We start from the raw sequence: 22,987 nt of genomic DNA, 5'->3' as shown, positions 1-22,987 counted from the left end.
GGGTACGCCAGATCGAGCGGTGCGCGTCTACCTCAGTGTGACCCGATCCGCCCGCGACGAAGCGCCCCCTGCTCCAGTCGCTGCAAGAGCGTCTCGATCGTCGGCGGCACAGGCGGCTCAGCCTGCGCACGCAGAGGCCGGGCGATCGGCGTCGGCGCGCTGACCTCCTCCACCGGTTCGGACGTTTCGACGACCGGCGGCTCGACTGGCTTCGGCACAGGCGCGGTCACGAACGTGTCCGGCTCGACGGTCGGCGACATTTCGATCACCGGCGCGACCATCGTTGGCTGCGCCAGCGGCGCGACCGGCCGGGCAGGCTCCATCGGCACCGGCCGCATCGCCTTCGGATCATAGGCGGCGAGCGGCAGGTCGAGATCGGCGGGAATAGCCCGTTCATCACGCGGGGCCCCATCGGCCGAACCCGCGACGCCAACCTCCATCAACGGCGTACCGAGATCGGCCGCAGACATAGGCTTGCGCGGCGGTGCGTCGGGATGCGCGTCGGCGCGGCGGATCACCGGCACGCCGTCTTCCCGCGGTCGCGCACCGGCAAACACCCCACCCGGCCCGAACAGCAAATACAGCGACGACCACAGGATCGCCGCGATCAACGCCCCCGCCCCCAGCGAAAGTATCGCGCGCGCAGTCGCCCCGAGCGGTGGTGCCGCCATCGGGATCAGCGCCGCGATACCCGTATCCGATACGAGCGCCTCCAGCGCATCGCCGGACGACAGCATCACGCCTGCCGCCGCGATCACGCCCCCGGCAATCGCACCGACGATCGGCACCAGACGATTCAGATTGCCGCGCTGCAAAGTCCGAAGAGCAAACTCTGCCATTAATTTTCCCGCACCGCGGCCGCGATCAGCCGTTCATAGACTGGAGCATAGCGACGAATGTTTGACGACCAGTTACGCTCTTCCTGGACGAATGCACGCCCCCGTGCGCGCCGTTCGTCCCACCCCGAGCGATCCGCGAACATCCCCGCCAGCGCATCCGCAATCGCCTGCGGATCGTCGGGCGGAAACAGCGTGCCGGTATCACCGTCGCGGATCAGCTCGCGGTGCCCGCCGACGTCCGACGCCGCGACCAGCCGCCCCTGCGCCATCGCCTCCAGCGGCTTCAATGGCGTGACCAGATCGGTCAGCCGCATCCGCTTGCGTGGGTAGGCGAGGATGTCGACCAACCCGTAATAGCGCTCGACCTCCTGATGCGGCACGCGCCCAACGAAGGCGATCGCATCCGCCACCGGCGATGCCCCCCCCTGCGCGCGCAACGCCGCTTCCATCGGCCCGCCGCCGACCATCAACAGCCGAGCTTTGGGCCGCAGCGCCAGTAGGGCAGGCATCGCCGCGATCAGATCGTCGAGCCCTTCGTAATCGTAGAAGCTGCCGATGAACCCGACGACGTCGGCACCGTCGAGCCCCAACTCAGCCCCCAGCGCATCGTCACGCGGCGGCGCGTTGCCGAACAGGTCGAGGTCGACGCCGTTGGGCGACACCATGATCTTGTCCCTGGAGATGCCCCGCGCGACCAGGTCGCCGCGCAGGCCCTCGCAGATCACCGCCACCGCATCCGCCCGCCGCACCGCCCACGTCTCCAGCGCCCGCGTCGCACGGTAGCGCATCGACGTCGCCGTCCCCGTCCCGTTGCCGACCGCCGCATCCTCCCAGAACGCGCGAATCTCGTAGACCAGCGGCAGCTTCCGCTTGCGCGCGACGATCAGTGCGGCGAGCGCATCGATTACCGGCGAATGCGCGTGGAGGATGTCGGGCTTGAAGGCATCGACCGCCGCCTCGATCCGCTTGGCGAACGCCGCGATCCCGACGGCTTCGCCGACCGGTCCCGGCTTCACACCGGCATCCGTACGGTGGAAGGTCAGCCCGTCGACCGACTCAACCGAGGCAGGCGCGACACCGTGCCGCGGGCCGGTCACCGCAGCGACAGTCCAGCCGAGCGCCTCCTGCGCCTTGAGGATCGCCCGCGTGCGGAACGTGTAGCCACTTTGCAGCGGCAGGCCGTGATCGAGGATATGAAGGATACGCATCGTGCTATCCCCCTGCCACAGATCGCTTAACGGCGCGTCAACCGACTATACCTACAGACGATTCCGTGATGTCCGCATATCCGGAAAGGAGGCCGTACCTATGATCGACAATCTCGCGCTCGGCCTCAGCCACGGGTTGATGATGCTTGCGGCGTTCCTGTTGCTCAAGCGTCCCGATCTCGATCGCGAGCCCAGCCCACACGACAGTTCGGATACCAAGCGCAAGTCCACCGAGAAACCCCGCCACGATGCGTGACCTCGCGTTCATCGCGTTCCTGCTCGCGTTCTTCGGAATGGGGTTCAAGCGGCCGTTCCTGCTCGTGCTCGTCTATGTCTATATCGACATCGTATCGCCGCAGCGGCTGACCTACCTGCTACTCAATTCGGTGCCGATCTCGCTGATCGCGGTCGCGCTGGCGGTCGGCGGGTGGATCCTCGCCGACGACAAGCGCGACACGCGGGTCGGTGGGCGACAGGTGCTGATCGTGCTGCTGCTGCTCTATTGCTGGGGCACGACGATCACAGCAGACTTTCCCGTCGAGGCCAAGGAGAAATGGGACTGGGTGTGGAAGGCGCTCGCCTTCGCCGCGTTCCTCCCCCTGACGCTGCGCACGCGCGTGCGGATCGAGGCGCTGCTGCTGTTCATGATCCTCGCCGCATCGTCGATCATCGTCGTCGGCGGCATCAAGACGATCGCCAGCGGCGGCGGCGGTTACGGCCAGTTGAACCTGATGGTCGACAATAATTCAGGACTGTACGAGGGCAGCACGATCAGCGCGGTGGCGATCGCGATCGTCCCGATCATCGTCTGGTTCATGCACCACGGCACGATCTTCCGGCCGGACTGGCGGGTAAAGGCTTATTGCCTGGCGCTCGTCTTCGCCTGCCTGCTGATCCCAGTCGGCACGTCGACGCGCACCGGGCTGCTCTGCATCGGCCTGCTCGCGCTGCTGTCGATCCGCAACGTGAAACGCAAGGTCGCGTATCTGGCGATGCTCGGCGTGCTGGGGCTGGCGGCGATCCCGTTCCTGCCCTCGACCTTCACCAACCGCATGAACACCATCAAGACCTACGACGCCGACGAATCCGCCTCGACGCGCCTTGCGGTATGGAAATGGACGATCGAATACGCAAAGGCGAACCCGTTCGGCGGGGGCTTCAACGCGTATCTGGGCAACCACATCCGCTACGATTTGAAGACCACGCCCGGCGCTGCCGAGGCCCCCAAGGTCGAAGTCGATAAGGCGCGCGCGTATCACAGCGCGTATTTCGAAATGCTCGGCGAGCAGGGCTATCCCGGCCTTGCGATATGGCTCGCGATCAACCTGATCGGCATCGTCCGCATGGAGTTCATCCGCCGCCGCTACCGCGACCCGGACGGGGAATTCGCCTGGGCCGGACCGCTCGCGGCCGCGCTGCAAAGCGGGCACATCGTCTACCTGCTCGGCGCAGGGTTCATCGCGATCGCGTTCCAGCCGTTCGTCTACATGCTGATCGGCGCGCAGATCGGCCTCGATACCTATCTGGCGCGCAAGCGGAGCGAGCAGTCGTTCCGGCCGATGCGCCGCAGTGCCGTGCCATCTCCAGCGTGACGGATCGTACACCGGTTCACGAACTGCGCGCGCTGACCGGCGTGCGCGGGATCGCCGCATGGTTCGTCGTCTTCTATCACATCCGCCTGTCGATCGCGGGGCTGCCCAGCGGCGTGCGCGACGTCTTCGCCAAAGGTTATCTGGCGGTCGACTTCTTCTTCCTGCTGTCCGGCTTCGTAATCTGGCTGACCTGGTCCGACCGCATTCGTACCGGCGGGGTGGCTAGCATTCCGCGGTTCCTGCGAAAACGCATCGCCCGTATCTGGCCGCTACATCTGGTCACCTTGGGGGGCGCCGTGGGACTGGCCCTGCTGCTCCGCGCAACCGGCCGCAGCGATCCGCAGTTCGTCTTCCCGGAATTGCCGCTCCACATCCTGCTGCTCCAGAACTGGGGCTTCACGCATCAGCTCGCCTGGAACGACCCCGCCTGGTCGATCAGCGCCGAACTGGGTGCGTACCTGCTGTTTCCGTTGCTGGTTATGGCGGTGGACTGGCGGCGCTTGCCGAGCTGGGCATTGCTGGCAATTGCCGGCGGCCTGCTGGTCGGCCTGCACCTGGCGATGGATGCGACTACCCTCGGCGCCAACATCCCGCGCTACGGCCTGCTTCGCTGCCTGGTAGAGTTTACGACGGGCAGCATCGTCTGCGCCCTATGGTTGCGGTGGCGCGGCGTCTTGCGAGCGCCGCTATGGGCGGCGCTCGCAGCCATGGTCGCTGCCGGTAGTTGGATCGCGGGTGCACCGGAAACGCTGGTCGTCCCCGCGTTGTTCGCCGTCGTCCTGCTGCTGCTGGCACTGACTGGAGGTAAGCCAGGAAACCCGTTCGAACTGGGACCAACGCACTATCTGGGCGAGATCAGCTATGCGACCTATCTCAGCCATTTCATCTTGTGGAAGGCGTTCAAGCTCGTCTTCGTCAGCGACGCGACCGCCGTGTCGCCGATGTATGTAGCCTTGTATCTGGGCTTGGTCCTGATGGCCTCGATTACCCTCTATCACCTGATAGAACGCCCCGCCCAACGCTGGCTCAACAGGCTCCCCTCCCGCTCGTGGGAGGGGTTGGGGGAGGGGCAGCCATAAACGTCGGCGCCCAATCCCCTCCCCTAGCCACTCCCGCAAACGGGAGGGGAACAGGTCAGTCGACCGGCTCGTCGGACAGCTCTTCCTCAAGTGCGGCGATGATCGCCTTGTTGAACGCGGGGATATCGTCCGGCTTGCGGCTCGTGATCAAATTGCCGTCGACGACGACCTCTTCGTCCACCACGTCCGCGCCCGCATTCTCCAGGTCCGTCCGGATCGACGGGAAGCTCGTCACGCGGCGTCCGTCGATCACGTCCGCCTCGGCCAGCAGCCACGGCGCATGGCAGATCGCGGCGATGATCTTGCCGTCCTCCATGAACTCGGTGATGATCTCGATCGCGCGCTCCTGCTGGCGCATCGCGTCCGGGTTGGCGACGCCGCCCGGCAGCACCAGCGCGTCGTAATCGTCGGTATCGACCTCGTCGAGCGTCAGGTCGGGCGTCGCCGTCTCGGCCTTGTTGATGTCGCCCTTCATGCCCTGGATCGGGTCGGTCTTGATCGAGGCGAGCGTCACTTTCGCGCCCGCCGCCTCCAGCGCTTTCCTCGGTTCGAACAGTTCGACGGTCTCGAAACCATCGGCAGCGAGCATCAATACGCGAGCTTGGGAAAGATCGGCCATGTCATGTCTCCAGTGAAATCCCGTGCCCCCTCAACCAAGCGCAGCCCGCCTCGTTCCGGAACGATGCGCCTTCCCGAACATTTGCAGAGATAGTTCGAACGAGACCCTCGAGGGACCACCGCATTGCCCATCAAGATCGTGTATTCCGACGACTCCAAGCCCGGCATCACCCGCAAGAAGATGCGGAACGGCTGGGGCTATTGGGATGCCAAGGGCGAACGCATCACCGACCGCGACGAGATCGACCGGCTGAATGCAGTCGGCCTGCCCCCCGCCTACCGCGACGCGTGGTTCTGCCCCAAGCCCAACGGCCATATCCAGGCGGTCGGCTGGGACGAGAAGGGGCGCAAACAATACCGCTATCATCTCGGCTTCCGCGAAGCGCAGGAGGCCGCCAAATACGAACGCTGCGCCGATTTCGGCCACGCACTCCCCAAGATCCGCAAGGCGGTCGAAGCCGATCTCCGCAAGCGCTCGCTGACCCGCGAACGCGCGGTCGCCGCGGTTATCCGCCTGCTCGACGGCGGCCACATCCGCATCGGCAACGAGGCTTATGCCGAGGCGAACGAGAGCTTCGGCGCCACCACGCTGCGCAAGCGCCACGGCGAAGTGAAGGGCTCGACGCTCAAGCTCCAGTACAAGGGCAAGTCCGGCAAGATGCGGACGCTCAAGATCACCGACCGCTCGCTCAGCAGCTTCGTCAAGAAATGCCAGGACCTCGACGAACAGCATCTGTTCGCGTGGCTCGACGACGCCGGCGTCGCGCACCCGGTCACCTCGACCGACGTGAACTGCTACATCCGCGACGTCACCGGCACCGATTTCACCGCCAAGAACTTTCGCACCTGGGCCGCCAGCGTTGCCGCGTTCGAGGCACTCGCGTCGGCCGAACGCGACCTCAGCCTCAAGACGATGCTCGAACCCGTCGTCGCCCGGCTCGGCAACACCCACGCGATCGCGCGCAAAAGCTATGTCCACCCGTCGCTGATCGCGCTCGTGAAAACCGGTCAGTCGACCTTCCGCAAGGCGCTCCGCCTCCCGCGCGCCAAGCGCTACATGAGCCGCGAGGAATGTGGCCTGATCACCTTCCTCGAAGCCGGCACGCCCGCTGTTGCGACACTGGCAAGAGCGGCCTGACGAGTATTTCCATGACCAATACCACTGCCGCCGCCAAGCAACCGATCTTCGACGCGGGCGACGTCGGCGACCAAGCGCAGGGCTTAGTCACCGCCAGCTTCGCTTGGGTGCAAGCCTATTGGCTCCAGATCCTGATAGCATTCGGGATCGGCGCGGTGATCGTCGTCGCGCTCCACACTGCGCGCCGCTTCGGCAGCAAGCTCTGCGAACGCCCGCGCGCGCTGAACGGCTGGGGTATCGTCGTCGGCAAGGCGATCGCACGCACCGGCAATTTCTTCATCGTCATGCTCGCCGCCAAGCTGGTCGCCGGATACTCCGCCGCCCCCGGCGAAGTCGCGACGACGATCAATTTCCTCTTCACCGTCGCCGCGGTGTTCCAGGCCGCCGTCTGGGTCCGCGAGATCATCCTCGGCGCGATCGAGCACCGCACGCAGTCCGAACATTATTCGGGCGAAGCGCTGCTCTCGGCGATGGGGCTGATCCGCCTGCTCGTCACTTTCGTCGTCTTCGCGGTCGCGCTGGTGGTCGTCCTCGACAATCTCGGCGTCAACGTCACCGGCCTCGTCGCGGGTCTCGGCGTCGGTGGCATCGCGATCGGCCTGGCGGCACAGGGCATCTTCGCCGACCTGTTCGCCGCGCTAGCGATCATCTTCGACCGCCCGTTCCGCCGCGGCGACTCGATCAGCTACGACACCGCCTCGGGCAGCGTCGAGGCGATCGGCCTCAAGTCAACGCGCATTCGCGGCATCGACGGCGAGGAGCGCGTGATCTCGAACAAGAACCTCCTCAACAAGGAGATTCTTAACAACACGCAGCGCAACCACCGCCGCGCGAAGTTCGTCATCGGCGTCACCTATTCGACGCCCCCGGAGGTCTGCTCGCGCATCCCCGCAATGCTGAAGGAGATCGTCGAAGCCAACGACAAGATCTTCACCCGCGCAGGTTTCACCGGCTTCGGCGCGTCGAGCCTGGATTTCGAGGTCCAGTTCGACAGCAAGGGGCCCGACTATGCGAGTTTCTACGACGGTCGGACGGCCGTTGGCATCGCAATCCTGAAGCGGTTCAACGACGAGAAGATCGAGATCGCGTTCCCGACGCAGGTCAACATGATGGCCGCGCCGGATGGCTCGATGGTGATGCCGTATCTCGAAGGGCGACGGGCGGACACGGAAGCAACGCCCGCCTGATTATCTACCCGGCCGCTCGACGCCTTCGCCTTCGGCTTCGGAATGTACGCGCCGGTTAGGGTAGCCCTACCCTATCTTGTTCTCCCGCGAAGGCGGGAGCCCAGTCTGGGTCCCCGCCTTCGCGGGGAAACAATGCTTGCTAGAGTACCGTGAAATCGAGTCGGCCGAGACAAGCTGGACATAAAGAGCTCGCCGCCACGCCCAACACCACCCCGGCGAAGGCCGGGGCCCAATTGGCAAGGTCGCAGTAACGAAGCGCGACGGTCGTCAGCACAGTTCCCCAATTGGACCCCGGCCTCCGCCGGGGAGGTGCTCTACAAGTGACCCACGCGTAGGCCGTGTCCGGTTGAGGAGAGACTAAATTCCACCCTCATCCAACGACAGCAACGTCGCGTTCCCGCCCGCACTCGTCGTATCCACCGAAACCGCCCGCTCGGCACAGAACCGATAAAGATATCGCGGCCCACCAGCCTTCGGCCCCGTCCCCGAAAGCCCCTCACCACCAAAAGGCTGAGACCCCACGACCGCGCCGATCATCGACCGGTTGATGTACAAATTTCCCACCGCAGCCTCGGCCTCGATCACCTCGGCCGCCCGCGCGATACGGCTGTGCAGGCCCATCGTCAGCCCATACCCCTTCGCGTTGACCCGAGCGATCGTCTCGCTCAGCTTCCCCGCCTCCCACGTCGCCACGTGCAGGATCGGCCCGAACCACTCCTGGTTCAAATCCTCGATCGCCCCGATCCGAACCAGAGTCGGCGGCACGAACAGCCCATCCGCCGGCGCATCGAGCGTCTTGACGATCTTCGCCTTCACGCTCTCGCGGTAGGCCATCAGCCGATCATACGCGGCCTGGTCGATTACCGGCCCGACATCGGTCGCGGGATCGCCCGAGCGCCCGATCCGCAACGTCTCCATCGCCCCCGACAGCATCTCGATCACGCCGTCGGCGATGTCCTCCTGCACCAGCAGCAAGCGCAGCGCCGAGCACCGCTGCCCCGCCGACCGGAACGACGACGCGATCACGTCCGCCACCACCTGCTCAGGCAGCGCGGTGGAATCGACTATCATCGCGTTGATCCCGCCGGTCTCCGCGATCAGCGGCACGATCGGCCGCGTCTCGTCGTCGAGCAATGACCGTGCGATCTTCCGCGACGTCGCGGTCGATCCGGTGAACGCGACACCCTGGATGCGCACATCCGCCGTCAGCGCCGCGCCAACCTCCGGCCCGCCGGTCACGAGCACCAGCGCATCGACCGGCACGCCAGCCTCATGCGCAAGCTCAACCGCACGCGCCGCGATCCGCGGGGTCTGCGGCGCAGGCTTGGCAACCACGGTGTTGCCGGTGACGAGCGCCGCCACCGTCTGTCCGAGAAAGATCGCCAGCGGGAAGTTCCACGGCGCAATCGTCGCCCAGACACCCCGACCCTCGATATGCAGCGTGTTCCGCTCGCCCGTCGGCCCCGGCAGTTCGATCGGATGCAAGTTCAGCCGCGCCTGCTGCGCATAGTAGCGACAGAAATCGGCTGCTTCGCGCACCTCGCCAATCGCGTCGCCAATCGTCTTGAACGCCTCCTGCACGCAGATCGCCATGAGTTCGTCGTGATGCTTCTCGAGCAGGTCGGCAAGCCGTTCGAGGCAAGCCGCGCGTTCGTCGACGGGCGTGGTCGACCAAGCCGGAAACGCCGCATGTGCACGCGTGATGGCATCTTCTACCGTTCCCCCGCGAAGGCGGGGGCCCAGCCCCTCCAAATCACGCGCGTCAGCGCGGTCGGCGCTTCGCGCCGAGTCTGGGCCCCCGCCTTCGCGGGGGAACGGCGTATGGGCCAACGGTGCGTTCACGGCCTTCACCACCGCCTCCAGCGTCCCCACATCACTCAAATCCAATCCAGCAGAATTGCGGTGCCCGCAGGCCCCGAACAAATCCACCGGCAACGGAATGCTGGGATGCCGCTTCCCCCCCACCGCAGCGATCTTCGCCACCGGATCCGCCAGAATCTCCGCCTCGGTCAGCCGCTCGTCCGCCAACTGATGCACGAAACTCGAATTAGCCCCATTCTCCAACAACCGCCGAACAAGATACGCCAGCAAATCCCGATGCCCGCCAACCGGCGCGTAAACCCGGCAATGATAGCCATTCTCCTGCACCAGCCGCTCGTACAGCCCGTCACCCATCCCGTGCAGCCGTTGGAACTCGAAGTCGCGCGAGTTGCCCGCCCACTCCATGATCGTCGCGACCGTCAGCGCGTTGTGGCTCGCGAACGCCGGCCGGATATTCTCCGCGGCCAGCATGTCCTTCGCCACGGCCAGGTACGACACGTCGGTCGCCGCCTTGCGCGTGAACAGTGGATAGTCCGCCAGCCCCTCGACCTGCGTGCGCTTGATCTCGCTGTCCCAATACGCGCCCTTCACCAGCCGCACGTTCATCACGCGGTCCAGCCCGTTCGCCCATTCGATCACCGGCCGCGCGCGCTTGCCATAGGCCTGCACCGCCATGCCGAACCCGTCCCAGCCCTTCAGCGACGGCAGCCCAGCGACCGTGCCGATGATGTCGAGGCTCATCTCCAGCCTTTCGGATTCCTCCGCGTCGACGGTAAGCGCGATGCCCTTCGACGCCGCCTGCACCGCAAGCGCTTCCAGCATCTCGGTCAGCGCGGGCACGCACTCACTCCACCGCGCCACTTCGTACCGTGGATGCAGCGCCGACAGCTTGACCGAGATCGAGTGCCCCGCCGCCGGATCGCGCCCGACCGCGTCGACCGCACCGACATACGCCTGGAAGTATCGCTGCGCATCGGCATGCGTCCGCGCCGCCTCGCCGAGCATATCAAAGCTCGCCGTGAAGCCCTTGTTCTCCGGCCGGCGCATCCGCTTCATCGCCTCGTCGATGGTGCGACCCATCACGAAGATCTCGCCCATCATCTTCATCGCCGCGCCGACCGCCTGCCGCACGAACGGCTCGCCCGCGCGGCTGATCAGGCGCCGCAGCGGTCCCGTCGATCCCTCGCCGACCAGCACGCGGCCGACCACCAGCCCCCAGGTCGCCGAATTGACCAGCTTCGAATTCGACTTGCCCGCATGCGCGCGCCAGTCGGCATCGCCCAGCTTGTCCGCGATCAGCAGGTCCGCCGTCTCGGGATCGGGCACGCGCAGGAACGCTTCCGCCAGCGACAGCAACGCGACGCCTTCCGACGAATTGAGCCGATATTCCTGGAGGAACTGGTTCACCCAGCCCTTGCTCTGCGCCGCTCGCAGGTCCGCGAGCAGGCCCAGCGCATGCCCCATCACACGTTCGCGCGAATCCGAATCGAGCGCGGCGCGGTCCAGCAGCGGTTTTAGAACATCGGGTTCGCTCGCGCGGTACAGCTTTGCCATGATATCGCGGGCATTGGACGTTACGGCAGTCGACATTTTCCAGCTTCCGGTTGGGTGAGGCTTGCGATCCGCTCGCCTGTACGCCTAGAGACATTGCAGCGCTTAGCGCCAAATGAGCTTTGAGGGGAATGCCGTGGCGACGATCACCACCGCGCAGATGCACCAGCGCATCGGCACCGAGACGGTTTCCGACTGGGTCGAGGTCACGCAAGACATGATCGACAAGTTCGCCGACGCGACCGGCGACCACCAGTTCATCCACATCGATCCGGTCCGCGCGGCACAGACCCCGTTCGGCGGCACGATCGCGCACGGCTTCCTGACGCTGTCGCTGATGCCGCTGCTGTCGTCGAAGGTGCCCGACGCGCCGACCATCGAGGGCGCGAAGATGGGCGTCAATTATGGCGGCAACTCTGTCCGCTTCCTGACCCCCGTCCGCTCCGGCTCGAAAGTCCGCGGCCGCTTCAAGCTGCTCTCGTTCGACGAGAAGCGTCCCGGCCAGTGGCAGCAGACCAACGCGTTTTCCGTCGAGATCGAGGGCCAGGAAAAGCCCGCCCTGATCGCCGAATGGATCAGCCAAGTCTTCGTTTGAAACTAATTCCCCTCCCGCTTGCGGGAGGGGTCAGGGGAGGGTCCGATATAGCCGCGATTGCGCCGGCTGCTCTGGCCACCCCCTCCCCCAACCCCTCCCGCAAGCGGGAAGGGAGCAGATAAGGATAAAATCATGCGTTCAGCCGTCATCGTCTCCACCGCCCGCACCCCCATCGGCCGCGCCTATCGCGGCGGCTTCAACAACACCCCCGCCCCCACGCTCGCCTCGCATTCGATCAAGGCCGCGGTCGAGCGCGCCGGCATCGACGGGGCGGAAGTCGACGACGTCGTCTTCGGCTGCGCGCTCCAGCAGGGCCACCAGGCCGGCAACATCGCCCGCACGTCGTTGCTGCGCGCCGGCCTCCCCGTCACCGTCTCGGGCATGTCGGTCGACCGCCAGTGCGCCTCCGGACTGATGGCGATCGCCACCGCGGCCAAGCAGATCATCACCGACAACATGGACATCACGATCGGCGGCGGCGTCGAGAGCATCAGCCTCGTCCAGACCCCGCAGATGCGCGTCGCCCCCGATCCCCAGCTGATCGCGATGCACAAGGACGTCTACATGCCGATGCTGCAGACTGCCGAAGTCGTCGCCAAGCGCTACGGCATCAGCCGCGATGCGATGGACGCGTACGCGCTCCAGTCGCAGCAACGCACTGCCGCCGCACAGGCAGCCGGTTATTTCGATGCCGAGATCGTGCCAGTCGATGCCAACATGGCCATCGTCAACAAAGAGACGAAGGAGGTCACGTACAAGGACGTGACGATCACCAAGGACGAGGGCAACCGCGCCGACACCACGCTGGAAGGGCTCCAGTCGCTGAAGCCCGTGATGGGCCCCGACTTCACGATCACCGCGGGCAACGCTTCGCAGCTCTCGGATGGCTCGTCGTCGTCGGTACTGATGGAAGAGAAAATCGCCTCGCAGCGCGGTCTCCAGCCACTCGGTCGCTATGTCGGCATGGCGGTCGGCGGCACCGAGCCCGACGAGATGGGCATCGGTCCGGTCGTAGCGATCCCCAAGCTGCTAAAGCGCTTCGGGCTGAAGATGGACGATATCGGCCTGTGGGAACTGAACGAGGCGTTCGCGGTCCAGGTCCTCTATTGCCGCGACCATCTCGGCATTCCCGACGAGTTGCTCAACGTCAGCGGCGGCGCGATCTCGATCGGCCACCCCTACGGCATGACCGGCGCCCGCGCGACGGGCCACGCGCTGATCGAAGGCAAGCGTCGCGGCGCAAAGTATGTCGTCGTCACGATGTGCGTCGGCGGCGGCATGGGCGCGGCCGGGTTGTTCGAGGTGCTGTAAATTCGAAATGCAGCGCCGGTGTAGCCCACGTACTACACCGGCGCTGTCCCCATCGTCTTGCCTATATGGTCCCCGGCCGTGTTAGCAGCTCCGTTCAATATTCTGGAACAGCACGCAGTCGGGTCCCTACGACGCATTACGAAACTAAAACGCCGCCCGGCCCTTCTATTACTGAACTGCTCGACGCCTGGCTACGCCTGCTGCGGCTACTCGACGCGCCGCAGGACATCACGGTATTGGCGCCGCTTTGCGAGCATGGATCCCTTACCGCCTACTTCAGGGCGCGCAGGGAGCGATCGTCCGCCAGATCGCGCGTGCGGATAGCCGCCTTTCGCAGGTCGCCGCGCGATTAAGCTAACGCGAACAGTTCGACCAGCCTTTACGCGTCGAAGCGTTGACCGATGAGGCAGGCATGAGTTCGGCTTCGCTACATCGGCATTTTCGAACGGCAACGGCGATGAGCCCGCTACAGTATCAGAAGAGCTTGCGATTGCAGAAGGCTTGTCGACTAATCGTCAGCGGCCGCGATGTTGCCGCGGCCGGCTATGCCGTCGGGTACGAAAGCGTATCGCGATTCAGTCGCGAGTATGCCCGGCTCTTTGGCTCACCATCCTCTCGCGATACCAAGAGCGCAAACGCCGCAGACCAATTCAGCGAGGTTTTCGCGGAACGAGGCAACCCGGCCCAATTCCGGACACTCGGACTGCCTTGCGACACCGCCAGCTTCGGTCCCGATACGGCGCCGGATCTGTCGGCATCGCGGTATGCGTCAGGCAAGGCTGTTGGCGAGCACCACGTCGAGCAGGCCCGGGAAACGCCGGTCGAAATCGGAGCGTCGCAGCGTGTTGATCATCTCGCGCCCAGCCTGCGTCGTCTCGATCAGCCCCGCGGCGCGAAGCAGCTTCAGGTGATTGGACAGCGTGCTCTTGGGGATCGACTCGCATGGTGCCGCGTCGGTGCAGCTCAGCCGCTCGGTCATGGCCAACCGTGCCACCATTGCCAGCCGATTGGGATCGGCCAGCGCGTGGAGAGCGAGATCGAGCGGAACGTCCTCAAGACGGGGATGCGTGAAACGGGGCATCGGGCTCATATAATGGAGCGGCTCCACTTTAATAGTTCGGATATGTTGAACTGTGGAAGCGTCAGCTTATGTTCCCTCTTGCCGACAGCACACGACGGCGTGATCGCGGGCCACATTTCGGAGAATTGACATGTCACTTCAGGGCAAAAAAGCGCTCGTCACCGGTGGATCACGCGGCATCGGCGCAGCAATTGCCAAGCGACTGGCTGCCGACGGTGCAGCCGTCGCGATCACCTACGCCGGCAACAAGGCTGCCGCCGACGCTACCGTGGCGGCAATCGAGAGTGCCGGCGGCACTGCCTTCGCATTCCAGGCAGACGCTGCCGACCCTGCATCGCAACGCGCGGGCGTCGAGCAGGCCGCCGCCGTGCTCGGCGCGATCGACATCCTGGTCCACAATGCCGGCGTGGCGGAATTCTCTGCCGTCGCCGACGATACGGACGAGACCTTCGATCGCCAGTTCGACGTCAACGTGAAAGGCCTCCACGTTGGCACACGCGCGGCGCTGTCGCACCTGAACGACGGTGGGCGGATCATCCTGATAGGCAGCGTCTCGGGCGAGCTCGCCTTCCCGGCGACCGCGGTCTACAGCGCGACCAAGGCGGCCGTTGCGGCGTTGGCGCGAGGCTGGGCGAAAGATCTCGCATCACGCAATATTCTGGTGAACACGGTGCAGCCAGGCCCGATCGACACAGACATGAACCCCGCCAACGGCGAGTTTGCGCAGCAGATGATCGGATACATTCCGCTTGGCCGCTACGGCAAAGTCGAGGAAATCGCGGGTGCGGTCTCGTTCCTCGCCGGTCCCGATGCGAGCTATATTACGGGTACCACGCTCAACATCGACGGAGGCGCGGCTGCCTAACGCTACCGGTCAGCCCCTCCGCCAAGTTGGAGGGGCTGATCGCGCTTGGGCGAGGGTGCGATCGAAGGGAGCACGGCTGTCCTGGAGTATCTCAAGCTGATCGCATCACCCGGGCTTGGCGCATCCTGCGTCTCAGTGCCAAGTACGCTGTTTCGACACTTTCGAACTCGAGGAAGATCTGTGCGGAAATAGCGCGATGAGCGACTAACCGGCCATGACGGCGGCCCCTTGCGAATGGCAAGTAGACGTTGGCGAACACGCTTGGACGGTCCGGATTGCTCCAGGAGATTGATCGGGATCTTGGCGATATGCAATCAGCCTTGCAGCGCTGGTGGAAGCCTCAGAACAACGTGATCAGGCTCAGGTAGCCGTTCAGTGCTGGCCCGAACCTTGGGCTGAAGATCGGATGCACCGTTACTCCCAAGCCCGGCTGGATATAGATCCCCGCCGCAGCGCGATAGGCGTAGCTGGCCGTGGCAGCCCAGGTACCTTTGTAGAATGATTGGTTTGTCGGGACACGAGCGCGCAGTCCCTCCGGACTATACACGTTATACGTTGTTACCAACGACGCCAGATCGAACGGACGGCTTTTGATGAGACCGACGCCATAGACGCGGCCTTCGTAATATTGCGTGAAGAAGTTCTGTTCCGGTGGCGCGTAGTTGAATGTCGCTCCGGCATAGATTCCGCGAAAGGGTTTCGCCGGATCGGTCTGCGTCAGCTGTCGATCGGCAGCGACGAAAACGGCCCAATTATCTTTTTGCGCACCATCCGAGAAATGCGTGTAGCGCGTCGAATTATGAATGCCGCCGAACCGTACCCAGGCAGATTTCGTTCCGGGCGCCGATGCCCGATTGAAACCGATTTCGTCGATCAATAAGACGCCAGTACCTGGCGGAGAGAAACGAAAACCTCCCGGGTTTACGGCGTTCTCCGCGGTCGCACCCCCGGGTGGCAAGCTGCGCTGAATACCGAATTTGTTGTAGAAGCCGGTCTTCGATCGTACCCGGACGTTGATACCGGGCGCTGCGAACCCGCCATAACTCAAACCGAGTTGGAACGGGATCGTCGCCTGCGGTCCGAGGTTTCCGGTTGCCAGATTGCCACCGACGTTGATCCCGAGGAACTCCTGCGTGTTGTCGATGTAGCCCGCTTTGAAGTCCAACACCCCGGCGATCACATCCTGATAATAGTGCAGACGACCGATCCGGATTTTCTTCGGACCGTTCACTGCTGGAAAGCTGTTGTCGACGATGCTCAATGTCGTTGCGATCTGTCCACCCTTGAGGCCAATACGGCCGAGATCATAGGTCGCGGTGAGGCTGGCCGTGGTATTGGTTCGTGTTATCCGCTGGCCGTTATAAAGCTGTGGTCCACGATAGCCGCGATCGTTCTGCAAGAAGTCATACTGGAAATTAGCCGTATTGATCGGCGAAATGCCGATGCCGATATCGGCGAGCGCATCACGAACGCCCAGATGATCGGCGAGGATCGTATCGGCGACCTTGGGATACGAGATCGCCCATCCCTTCAGACTAAGATCGTCGAACCGCTTGAAGCGATCGGGCGTGGGCAAGACGCTGTCGTCTGGCAGTGCGCTGGTTGTCGCAGGCTGTGTCGTCTGTTCGGGGGGATCCGGTCGCGGGGGCACCTGAGCAAGAGCCACGGAGGGCGCTGACACCGCCAATAGCGCTGCAACGCAGCAGAATGCGGTAGGATCGGACATACGCAACTCTCCAAATATCAGCGACGCGTCGCGCGCTCCGCCTGCGCCCAGGCCAGCGCCATCAATTCGGGCAGCACCGCGACGCGCTGGCGTGCCTCGGCAGACGCCGCCGTACCGTTCAGCACGCGGCCCTTTATTCCGTGGAAGATCGCGGCGAGGCGGAAGAAGTTGAACGCGATGTAGAAGTCGTATCCGGGCATCGAAGCCAAGCCACGCCGGGCACAATAGGCTTGCAGATACGCTTGTTCGGACGGGATCCGGAGCGACGCCGGATCCACACCACCAAGCCCGGCGACGATATGTGCCGGCATCCGGTACATCATGGCATGATAGGCGAAGTCCGCTCCCGGATGCCCGAGAGTCGACAATTCCCAATCGAGTACGGCCAATATCCGGGGTTCGCTGGGATGAAAGATCAGATTGTCGCAGCGGAAGTCGCCATGCACGATGGATGACGCATCGTCGTCGAGGGGAATGTTCGCCGGCAGCCATTCGACGAGCCGGTCCATATACGGATCCCGCCCTGCGGCATCGTCGGACAGATACTGGCTCGACCAACGCGCGATCTGACGTTCGAAGTAATTGCCGGGCCTACCATAGTCCGCGAGCCCGATCGCGTCTGGATCGATCCCGTGAAGCTGCGCCATCGTCGCATTCATCGCATCGAAATACGCAGCCCGCTCCTCGGCAGGTACGTCAGGGAAGGTCGCGTCCCAGACGACGCGCCCTTCGACCATGTCCATGACGTAGAACATCGTGCCGATCACCGTGTCGTCCACCGACAGTCCGTAAACGTGCGCCACCGGAAAGCCGGCACGCTCGAGTGCGATCAGCACCCTAGCTTCGCGGTCGACGGCATGAGCGCCCTTCAGCAACGGCCCGGGCGGCTTGCGACGCAGGACGTAACGTCGCTTCGGCGTGGCCAGATGGTAAGTCGGATTGGATTGCCCACCGCGAAACTGCGTGACGATCAGCGGCCCCTGATAGTCCGCAACATGCGCCCGCATCCACGTGTCCAACGCGCCTTCGTCAAGCTCGAAACCCGGGCGTACTGGCGTGGTCCCCAGATTGGCATCGGAGACCCGCGTCATGACGTGCTCGACCCCCAACTTGCGGCGCCGCGGTAGCCGTTCACCGGGAAAACCAGCGTCAGTTCGGCGGTGCGACACGCGGTATGGCACTGACCAACCCTGGTATGCCAAACCCTCAAAGCGTCTGTCCGTCGTCGATCGTCATCACCGAACCGGTCAGGTTCCGGCTTGCATCGGACGAGAAATACAGGATCATCGCGTCAAGCGCGTCGCTGTCCATAACGCGCTTTCGTGGAAAGGACGCGAGCAGCCCCTGCCCCGCCGGCTGATCCCAAAGCGTCTCGTTCATTTCGGTGGAGATGTAGCCGGGGCAAAGCACGTTGACGTTGATGCCCTTGCGCGCCCAGTCCTTCGCCAGCGATCGCCCCATCTGGGCGACGGCAGCCTTTGTCGCACTGTACGGCGCAATGCCCGCCCCCGGCTGATGCGCGGTGATCGACGATATTATCGTGATGCGACCATGTTCGCGGTCCTGCGATCCGGCTGCCACCATGCGCCGCGCACCTTCGCGTGCCGTCAGGAACACACCGCGCAGATTGACCGCGACGATCCGGTCGAAGGCGTCGGCCTCCAGCCCGAGAGAACTGCCTGCGACGTTCAGTCCGGCGTTGGCAATGACCGTATCGACCGGGCCGAAGCGTGCTGCGGCTTCGTCATAGGCCGCGATGATCGAGGCCTCGTCGGTGACATCCATCGCCAGCGGCAGCGCTTCGCCGCCATTGTCCGCTATCTCCTGCGCAAGCGTGTCGAGCAGTTCGGCACGCCGCGCGCCGATCACCGCTTTCGCACCGCTCGCCGCCAATATGGTCGCAAACCGACGCCCCAGTCCCGAGGATGCCCCTGTGACCAGCGCGACACGGCCGGTCAGATCGAACGAAAATCCAGTCATGCCGACACCAGTGCGGCAACCGCACGCGCGGCCATGGCCTTCTTGTCGAGCTTTCCGGTCGCGCCGATCGCCATCTCATCGACCAGGACCAGATGTTCCGGCCATTTCTTGCGCGACATGCCTTCGCGTTGGAGATGCGCGATCATCTCGTCGAAACTGATTGGCGACGCGCCATCGCGTATCCGACAGACTGCGCAAGCCTGCTCGCCAAGCTTGCGTTCCGGAACGCCGACCACTGCCACTTCGGCAAGTGCCGGATGGCGCAGTAGCGCGGCTTCGATCTCGGCGGGGTCGATGTTCAGGCCGCCGCGAATGATCTGGTCCTTGATCCGACCCACCACCCGGACATATCCCTCATCGTCGCGCACGATCTCGTCGCCGGTCAGGTAGTAGCCGTCGGGCGTCATGCGCTCCTGTCCGGCTCCCAGATTCTCGGCATAGCCCAGGAACAGCGAGGGTCCGCGCACGCCCGCCTGTCCACGCCCACCGCGTGGCAGCGAGCGACCATCCAGATCGAAGGCTTCCTCGAGCGTTCCCGGGAAGGGTCGCCCATCGGTCGATTGTCGCCGCAACAGCGTGTCTGCCGGCACGGTCGAACAATGTCCCATGCATTCCGACATGCCGAACATACGCAGCGCCTTCAGGCCCAGCAGAGCATCGGCATCGGCGATCAATTCAGGCGTCATGGCACTACCGCCAACGGCCACGGCGCGTAACGGCAATCGCCCCGACCACGCGCCTGTCTTTGCCGCCTCCACCATCGTATAAAGGTGCGTCGGCACCATGATCGCCCAGCCGCAGCCATGAAGGGTCGCACGTCGCATCGCTGTCACGGGGTCCCATGGATCGATCAACACGAGGGGGTGGCCAAGCGACAGGGCGAAATGCGCGGTGAACGTGAAGCCCGGCGCGCTGTCGAGCGGTACGATCCCCAGGATCGAGTCTCCTGGCTTCAGGCCGGCGTTGGCAGCGCAGGCACGCGTCGCGTAGTTCAACGCCGTCGACCCGTGCATCACACCCTTGGGCACGCCTGTAGTACCGGACGTGAACCCGATCAGCGCGGCGTCGCGGTTGCGAAAATCGTTGGAGCGAGCTGTCGAAGGAACGGGATCGATACGGATCGCGTCGTCGGGATCCACGAAGATGTGCGCGGCATGGCTCAGCCGGCTCTCCAGCATCGTCCGGTCGGCGTCGGACAATTTCGGCGAATAGGGGCAGAAGATCGCCTCGCACGCCGATACGGCGAGCGCGATGACCAAGGTGCTCGCACGCTTGTGCCCGGCGACCAGCACGCGGGATCCTGCGCCGACTCCCGCCGCACGCAGACGGACCTGGAGGGTATCCGCCTCGGCGCGAAGCTCGCCCCGTGTCCATCGTCGATCATCGCAATCGACCAGAGCCGTCGCGACTGGATCTTCGTCGGCCCTCGCCACGAACTGCGGCCACAGCCGGTCGTCCGACCAGACAAGTCCATCCGCGCTCAGGTCAGCCAATGGATTGCCCTCCGTCCACGAGGAAAGTCTGGCCGGTAATGAAACTGCCGGCCTGGGAGGCAAGTAGGGCCAGCGTACCTGAGACTTCGTCGGGGTGTCCGAAGCGCCCCATCAGGATGCGTGCCCGAGTTTTTTCCTGAATCGCGGGATCGAGCGTCTCGGTCATGCCGGTCTCGATCGATCCGGGCGCGATCGCATTCACGCGTATGCCGTGTTCAGCCCATTGCGCAGCCAGATCACTCGTCAGGTGGACGATAGCCGCCTTGCTCGTCGTGTACGGCACGACCTGGCCATCCGCAGGGCGGTAGGAGATGAAGGCGCCGACCGAGGCGATGTTGACGATCGCACCACCGCCATGCGCGATCATGTGCCGTGCCGCATGCCGGCACGCGAGGAACGTGCCGGTGACGTTCACCTCCATGACCTTGCGCCAGCCCTTGAGCGGAATGTCCTGTGGGAGCCCCCACCACGAGGCGCCGGCATTGTTGACGAGGATATCGAGACCGCCAAGTCGCGCGATCGTCTCGGCCATGGCGGCCTCGACGGAGTCCTCATCCGAAATATCGCAGGACAGTCCGATCGCCTGCGTGCCAAAGCGCTCGGTGATCGTGTTGGCCAACGCAACACATTCGTCGCCGTTGCGGGAGGCGAGTGCCACGGCGCAGCCTAGATCCGCCAAGGTCGCGGCCATTGCCTCCGCTAGTGCGCCGCGTCCGCCCGTGATGAGCGCACGCTGGCCGTCCAGTCGAAAGCCTTGCGCCATAAAGCCAGGAGAGAGTTCACTCATCTCCATACTCCTTCGACCGAACCGGCCCTTCCAGCAGATCGACCTCCTCGGTGATCAGGATGATGCGGCGGCCGCCCATTCCCCGGGTCTGGGCGGTCGCCGCCTTCCATTCGGGCGAGGCGAAGGCGACGTCGAGCGCCGCCTGATCAACGAAGGTCAGCACGGCGTGCCCGTCCCATCCCGGCGTTTCGGGACTGTCATAGTCCTTCGTCACGACGCCGTGGCGATACGCGACGAGACCAGGCAGCACCCGGGCGGCATCGGCATGGGGCCCGCGCCACCACTCGGTGAAACGCGCCTGCGTCCAGTCGTCGGGACGGCTTGCGAGCACGACCATGCTGACCTTCGTCACCTTAGTTGCCCGTCCAGACCGGCTTGCGCTTCTCGAGGAACGCGGCGACGCCTTCCTTCGCATCGGCGGAATGGTGGACGACGTTGCAGGTCATCGTCTCAAGCGTGATGAGCGTGTTCGTGTCCGCGTCCATGCCGCGGTTCAGCGCCATCTTGGTCATCCACATGCAGAACGGGCTCTTGTCGATCAGCGGCGCGCAGAAGTCGGCGATCAGCGCATCGAACTTGTCGGCGGGCGCAGACGCGTTGCACAGGTTCCACTCGACCGTCTCGTCGCCGGTCAGCAGCTTGCCGGTCAGCATCAGTTCCTTAGACTTGCGCATGCCGATGTAGCGCGGCAGGCGATAAATCGGTCCGGCACCGCCGAATAGCGCGCGGCGGATATGGAAATCGCCGATCTTCGCCTCCGATGCAGCCAGTGCGAAATCGCACGAGATCATCAGCTCGAAGCCACCAGCGACGGCATAGCCTTCGACTGCAGCAATGGTCGGCTTCGACATGTTGTAGATCTTGTCGTAGGTCCGCGCCGAATCGATCGCGAGCTGTAGCGAAACCGTGCTTTCGTGCAGCACCGGACCGACCAGCTGATCCAGATCGGCGCCGGAGCAGAACGTGTTGCCGCGTCCGCGAAACACCACGGCCAACGCCTTCTTGTCGGCAGCAGCGCGATCGACTGCGGCCTCGAGTTCGCGCAGCAGCTGAGGGCTGACGCAGTTCCGCTTGTGAGGCCGGTTCAGCCAGATCGTGCAGATACCATTATCCGCCAGTTCATACTGGATGACGTCTTTTTCGAGTTCCATGTCGCTCTCCGTTTTTAGTGATGGAAGTACTTGTAGAAAGTTCAGTCCGCTGCCGGTTCCAGCAGCGCGCCAACGGCCATCCAGGCGGCAACCCCTGCTGCGGGGATCGCGCAGAGCACCGCTTCGGCGATTTCCTCGTCGCTGGCGCCCGCCCGGCGGGCACCGCGAACATGCGTTACCGCCATCGGGCTATACCCGGCTGCGAGGATCGCCAGCAGCAGCAGTTCGCCATGCTTGGGCGACAGCGGGTTCGCGTCGATGCTGCCCCGACGCATGAGATAATATGCGTCCGCTGCCCGCGGCACGAGCCGCAGCAACTGGGCGAGTGGCGGCGGAATCGTTCCGAAATACGCCTCGAAATTGGCGACCGCTTCGCCAGGCGCAGCGTCGGGTAGCTGCTGTGGTTTCGGCAACTCGCCCAACGCCATGGCGCTGGTCACCAGTTGGGCGAATTCCAACGCCGCACCTTCACCGCGCAGGCTGCTCAAGACGATGATTCCGGCGGTTGCCTCCGTCACGGTGAGACCCAGACCCACGCCACGAACAAGTTCGCGGCGAGCAAGATCGGGATAGCGCCGATCGATCGCCGTGACCGCGACGAACAACGCCTTCAACCGCGCCGGAACGGCTCCGTCCCGATCGATGACGTCGCGAAAGGCCGCATACCCAGCCAGCGTGTAAGGGGCGTGAGACCGCAGCAATGCCGCGTCTTCCAGCCCGTTCGACGAACTCATCAGCACTATCCTCTCTCGCCGCCAATTGTGTCGACCGTCCGGTCGGGCGTCAATCTATTTTCTTGGTTGGCGGTCCGGTGGTCGCGATTACCACCCTGCCAAACCGATACTCCAACGTCAGTATCTAAGCACCGTCCGACCGGACGGTCGCCTGTCTAATTGGTCAATGGATATCCGAATCGATCTCTGCCGAACCCGGCGATTTGGCGCGTCCATGTTCCGCCCCAGGCG

22 protein-coding genes and 1 pseudogene are annotated in these 22,987 nt (G+C 64.3%); 10 read left to right on the top strand and 13 right to left on the bottom strand.

The window, feature by feature from the left end; genetic code table 11:
- Window positions 1-32: 32 nt before the first annotated feature.
- Both AC59GX_RS11775 and AC59GX_RS11770 read right to left on the bottom strand, forming a co-directional pair.
- On the bottom strand, window positions 33-839 hold the full coding sequence (locus tag AC59GX_RS11775; RefSeq protein WP_426281780.1) for a hypothetical protein: 807 nt from the start codon (window positions 837-839) through the stop codon (window positions 33-35).
- On the bottom strand, window positions 839-2,047 hold the full coding sequence (locus AC59GX_RS11770) for a TIGR04063 family PEP-CTERM/XrtA system glycosyltransferase (RefSeq protein WP_426281781.1): 1,209 nt from the start codon (window positions 2,045-2,047) through the stop codon (window positions 839-841). The genes AC59GX_RS11775 and AC59GX_RS11770 overlap by 1 nt, the downstream gene beginning before the upstream one ends.
- Window positions 2,048-2,147: 100 nt before the next feature.
- On the opposite strand from AC59GX_RS11770, the gene AC59GX_RS11765 reads away from it, so the two are divergent.
- From AC59GX_RS11765 to AC59GX_RS11755, 3 genes are read left to right on the top strand one after another with little or no spacing between them, the layout of a single operon-like run.
- Window positions 2,148-2,303 carry a hypothetical protein gene (locus AC59GX_RS11765; RefSeq protein ID WP_426281782.1) on the top strand — a complete coding sequence of 52 codons (156 nt, stop codon included), beginning with the start codon at window positions 2,148-2,150 and terminating at the stop codon, window positions 2,301-2,303.
- Complete coding sequence (locus AC59GX_RS11760; protein ID WP_426281783.1) at window positions 2,296-3,639, top strand: putative O-glycosylation ligase, exosortase A system-associated; 1,344 nt, start codon at window positions 2,296-2,298, stop codon at window positions 3,637-3,639. Before AC59GX_RS11765 ends, AC59GX_RS11760 begins: the two co-directional genes overlap by 8 nt.
- Window positions 3,636-4,718 carry an acyltransferase family protein gene (locus AC59GX_RS11755; protein ID WP_426281784.1) on the top strand — a complete coding sequence of 361 codons (1,083 nt, stop codon included), beginning with the start codon at window positions 3,636-3,638 and terminating at the stop codon, window positions 4,716-4,718. The genes AC59GX_RS11760 and AC59GX_RS11755 overlap by 4 nt, the downstream gene beginning before the upstream one ends.
- 55 nt (window positions 4,719-4,773) lie before the next feature.
- Here the strand turns inward: AC59GX_RS11755 and AC59GX_RS11750 are convergent, their stop codons facing one another.
- On the bottom strand, window positions 4,774-5,337 hold the full coding sequence (locus AC59GX_RS11750; RefSeq protein WP_426281785.1) for a type 1 glutamine amidotransferase domain-containing protein: 564 nt from the start codon (window positions 5,335-5,337) through the stop codon (window positions 4,774-4,776).
- A gap of 180 nt (window positions 5,338-5,517) precedes the next feature.
- Here AC59GX_RS11750 and AC59GX_RS11745 point away from each other — a divergent pair, with 180 nt between their 5' ends.
- On the top strand, window positions 5,518-6,474 hold the full coding sequence (locus AC59GX_RS11745; protein WP_426281863.1) for a DNA topoisomerase IB: 957 nt from the start codon (window positions 5,518-5,520) through the stop codon (window positions 6,472-6,474).
- Window positions 6,475-6,485: 11 nt separating this feature from the next.
- Window positions 6,486-7,661: a mechanosensitive ion channel family protein gene (locus AC59GX_RS11740; RefSeq protein WP_426281786.1), complete on the top strand. Its 1,176-nt coding sequence runs from the start codon at window positions 6,486-6,488 to the stop codon at window positions 7,659-7,661.
- A 357-nt stretch (window positions 7,662-8,018) separates the two neighbouring features.
- Here AC59GX_RS11740 and putA read toward each other — a convergent pair whose 3' ends face one another.
- A complete protein-coding gene (putA, locus tag AC59GX_RS11735; protein WP_426281864.1) occupies window positions 8,019-11,036 on the bottom strand; it encodes a bifunctional proline dehydrogenase/L-glutamate gamma-semialdehyde dehydrogenase PutA in 3,018 nt (1,005 codons plus the stop codon).
- 157 nt (window positions 11,037-11,193) lie between these two features.
- Between putA and AC59GX_RS11730 the strand changes: the two genes are divergently transcribed.
- From AC59GX_RS11730 to AC59GX_RS11715, 4 genes and pseudogenes are all read left to right on the top strand, one after another.
- Window positions 11,194-11,628, top strand: coding sequence for a MaoC family dehydratase (locus tag AC59GX_RS11730; protein WP_426281866.1), 435 nt, complete (start codon window positions 11,194-11,196; stop codon window positions 11,626-11,628).
- A 132-nt stretch (window positions 11,629-11,760) separates the two neighbouring features.
- Window positions 11,761-12,939, top strand: a complete 1,179-nt coding sequence (locus AC59GX_RS11725) for an acetyl-CoA C-acyltransferase (RefSeq protein WP_253071098.1) — start codon at window positions 11,761-11,763, stop codon at window positions 12,937-12,939.
- 65 nt (window positions 12,940-13,004) lie between these two features.
- A complete protein-coding gene (locus AC59GX_RS11720) occupies window positions 13,005-13,292 on the top strand; it encodes an AraC family transcriptional regulator N-terminal domain-containing protein (RefSeq protein WP_426281787.1) in 288 nt (95 codons plus the stop codon).
- 59 nt (window positions 13,293-13,351) lie between these two features.
- Window positions 13,352-13,489: pseudogene (locus tag AC59GX_RS11715) on the top strand (helix-turn-helix domain-containing protein); the annotation flags it as partial.
- 219 nt (window positions 13,490-13,708) lie between these two features.
- Here AC59GX_RS11715 and AC59GX_RS11710 read toward each other — a convergent pair.
- Window positions 13,709-14,020 (bottom strand): ArsR/SmtB family transcription factor, encoded by a 312-nt coding sequence (locus AC59GX_RS11710; protein ID WP_426281788.1) that lies wholly within the window; start codon window positions 14,018-14,020, stop codon window positions 13,709-13,711.
- Between the two features lie 130 nt (window positions 14,021-14,150).
- On the opposite strand from AC59GX_RS11710, the gene AC59GX_RS11705 reads away from it, so the two are divergent.
- Complete coding sequence (locus AC59GX_RS11705) at window positions 14,151-14,885, top strand: SDR family oxidoreductase (protein ID WP_426281790.1); 735 nt, start codon at window positions 14,151-14,153, stop codon at window positions 14,883-14,885.
- A gap of 340 nt (window positions 14,886-15,225) precedes the next feature.
- Here AC59GX_RS11705 and AC59GX_RS11700 read toward each other — a convergent pair whose 3' ends face one another.
- The 8 genes from AC59GX_RS11700 to AC59GX_RS11665 form a co-directional block, all read right to left on the bottom strand.
- Window positions 15,226-16,611, bottom strand: a complete 1,386-nt coding sequence (locus tag AC59GX_RS11700; protein WP_497301754.1) for a carbohydrate porin — start codon at window positions 16,609-16,611, stop codon at window positions 15,226-15,228.
- A gap of 17 nt (window positions 16,612-16,628) precedes the next feature.
- Window positions 16,629-17,702, bottom strand: a complete 1,074-nt coding sequence (locus AC59GX_RS11695; protein ID WP_253071103.1) for a phosphotransferase — start codon at window positions 17,700-17,702, stop codon at window positions 16,629-16,631.
- 115 nt (window positions 17,703-17,817) lie between these two features.
- A complete protein-coding gene (locus tag AC59GX_RS11690) occupies window positions 17,818-18,591 on the bottom strand; it encodes an SDR family NAD(P)-dependent oxidoreductase (RefSeq protein ID WP_426281793.1) in 774 nt (257 codons plus the stop codon).
- Window positions 18,588-20,084 (bottom strand): class I adenylate-forming enzyme family protein, encoded by a 1,497-nt coding sequence (locus AC59GX_RS11685; protein WP_426281795.1) that lies wholly within the window; start codon window positions 20,082-20,084, stop codon window positions 18,588-18,590. The genes AC59GX_RS11690 and AC59GX_RS11685 overlap by 4 nt, the downstream gene beginning before the upstream one ends.
- The gene (locus tag AC59GX_RS11680; RefSeq protein WP_426281796.1) at window positions 20,077-20,871 is read right to left on the bottom strand and encodes an SDR family NAD(P)-dependent oxidoreductase; all 795 of its coding nucleotides are present in this window, start codon (window positions 20,869-20,871) and stop codon (window positions 20,077-20,079) included. Before AC59GX_RS11680 ends, AC59GX_RS11685 begins: the two co-directional genes overlap by 8 nt.
- Window positions 20,864-21,208: an EthD family reductase gene (locus AC59GX_RS11675; protein ID WP_426281867.1), complete on the bottom strand. Its 345-nt coding sequence runs from the start codon at window positions 21,206-21,208 to the stop codon at window positions 20,864-20,866. Before AC59GX_RS11675 ends, AC59GX_RS11680 begins: the two co-directional genes overlap by 8 nt.
- A gap of 16 nt (window positions 21,209-21,224) precedes the next feature.
- Complete coding sequence (locus AC59GX_RS11670) at window positions 21,225-22,022, bottom strand: enoyl-CoA hydratase/isomerase family protein (protein WP_426281797.1); 798 nt, start codon at window positions 22,020-22,022, stop codon at window positions 21,225-21,227.
- A gap of 41 nt (window positions 22,023-22,063) precedes the next feature.
- A complete protein-coding gene (locus AC59GX_RS11665) occupies window positions 22,064-22,756 on the bottom strand; it encodes a carboxymuconolactone decarboxylase family protein (RefSeq protein ID WP_426281798.1) in 693 nt (230 codons plus the stop codon).
- Between the last annotated feature and the right edge of the window lie 231 nt (window positions 22,757-22,987).

Source organism: Sphingomonas sp. 320_CC (genome assembly GCF_059691795.1).
Note: the sequence above shows the minus strand (reverse complement) of the source record. Positions and strands in the feature narration are given on the sequence as shown.

Excerpts from the sequence above, each read along its gene's own strand:
- AC59GX_RS11775 (WP_426281780.1), bottom strand. The coding sequence starts at position 839 with ATGGCAGAGTTTGCTCTTCGGACTTTGCAGCGCGGCAATCTGAATCGT.
- AC59GX_RS11770 (WP_426281781.1), bottom strand. The coding sequence starts at position 2,047 with ATGCGTATCCTTCATATCCTCGATCACGGCCTGCCGCTGCAAAGTGGC.
- AC59GX_RS11765 (WP_426281782.1), top strand. The coding sequence starts at position 2,148 with ATGATCGACAATCTCGCGCTCGGCCTCAGCCACGGGTTGATGATGCTT.
- AC59GX_RS11760 (WP_426281783.1), top strand. The coding sequence starts at position 2,296 with ATGCGTGACCTCGCGTTCATCGCGTTCCTGCTCGCGTTCTTCGGAATG.
- AC59GX_RS11750 (WP_426281785.1), bottom strand. The coding sequence starts at position 5,337 with ATGGCCGATCTTTCCCAAGCTCGCGTATTGATGCTCGCTGCCGATGGT.
- AC59GX_RS11745 (WP_426281863.1), top strand. The coding sequence starts at position 5,518 with ATGCGGAACGGCTGGGGCTATTGGGATGCCAAGGGCGAACGCATCACC.
- AC59GX_RS11740 (WP_426281786.1), top strand. The coding sequence starts at position 6,486 with ATGACCAATACCACTGCCGCCGCCAAGCAACCGATCTTCGACGCGGGC.
- putA (WP_426281864.1), bottom strand. The coding sequence starts at position 11,036 with ATGGCAAAGCTGTACCGCGCGAGCGAACCCGATGTTCTAAAACCGCTG.
- AC59GX_RS11730 (WP_426281866.1), top strand. The coding sequence starts at position 11,194 with ATGCACCAGCGCATCGGCACCGAGACGGTTTCCGACTGGGTCGAGGTC.
- AC59GX_RS11725 (WP_253071098.1), top strand. The coding sequence starts at position 11,761 with ATGCGTTCAGCCGTCATCGTCTCCACCGCCCGCACCCCCATCGGCCGC.
- AC59GX_RS11720 (WP_426281787.1), top strand. The coding sequence starts at position 13,005 with ATGGTCCCCGGCCGTGTTAGCAGCTCCGTTCAATATTCTGGAACAGCA.
- AC59GX_RS11710 (WP_426281788.1), bottom strand. The coding sequence starts at position 14,020 with ATGCCCCGTTTCACGCATCCCCGTCTTGAGGACGTTCCGCTCGATCTC.
- AC59GX_RS11705 (WP_426281790.1), top strand. The coding sequence starts at position 14,151 with ATGTCACTTCAGGGCAAAAAAGCGCTCGTCACCGGTGGATCACGCGGC.
- AC59GX_RS11700 (WP_497301754.1), bottom strand. The coding sequence starts at position 16,611 with ATGTCCGATCCTACCGCATTCTGCTGCGTTGCAGCGCTATTGGCGGTG.
- AC59GX_RS11695 (WP_253071103.1), bottom strand. The coding sequence starts at position 17,702 with ATGACGCGGGTCTCCGATGCCAATCTGGGGACCACGCCAGTACGCCCG.
- AC59GX_RS11690 (WP_426281793.1), bottom strand. The coding sequence starts at position 18,591 with ATGACTGGATTTTCGTTCGATCTGACCGGCCGTGTCGCGCTGGTCACA.
- AC59GX_RS11680 (WP_426281796.1), bottom strand. The coding sequence starts at position 20,871 with ATGAGTGAACTCTCTCCTGGCTTTATGGCGCAAGGCTTTCGACTGGAC.
- AC59GX_RS11675 (WP_426281867.1), bottom strand. The coding sequence starts at position 21,208 with ATGGTCGTGCTCGCAAGCCGTCCCGACGACTGGACGCAGGCGCGTTTC.
- AC59GX_RS11670 (WP_426281797.1), bottom strand. The coding sequence starts at position 22,022 with ATGGAACTCGAAAAAGACGTCATCCAGTATGAACTGGCGGATAATGGT.
- AC59GX_RS11665 (WP_426281798.1), bottom strand. The coding sequence starts at position 22,756 with ATGAGTTCGTCGAACGGGCTGGAAGACGCGGCATTGCTGCGGTCTCAC.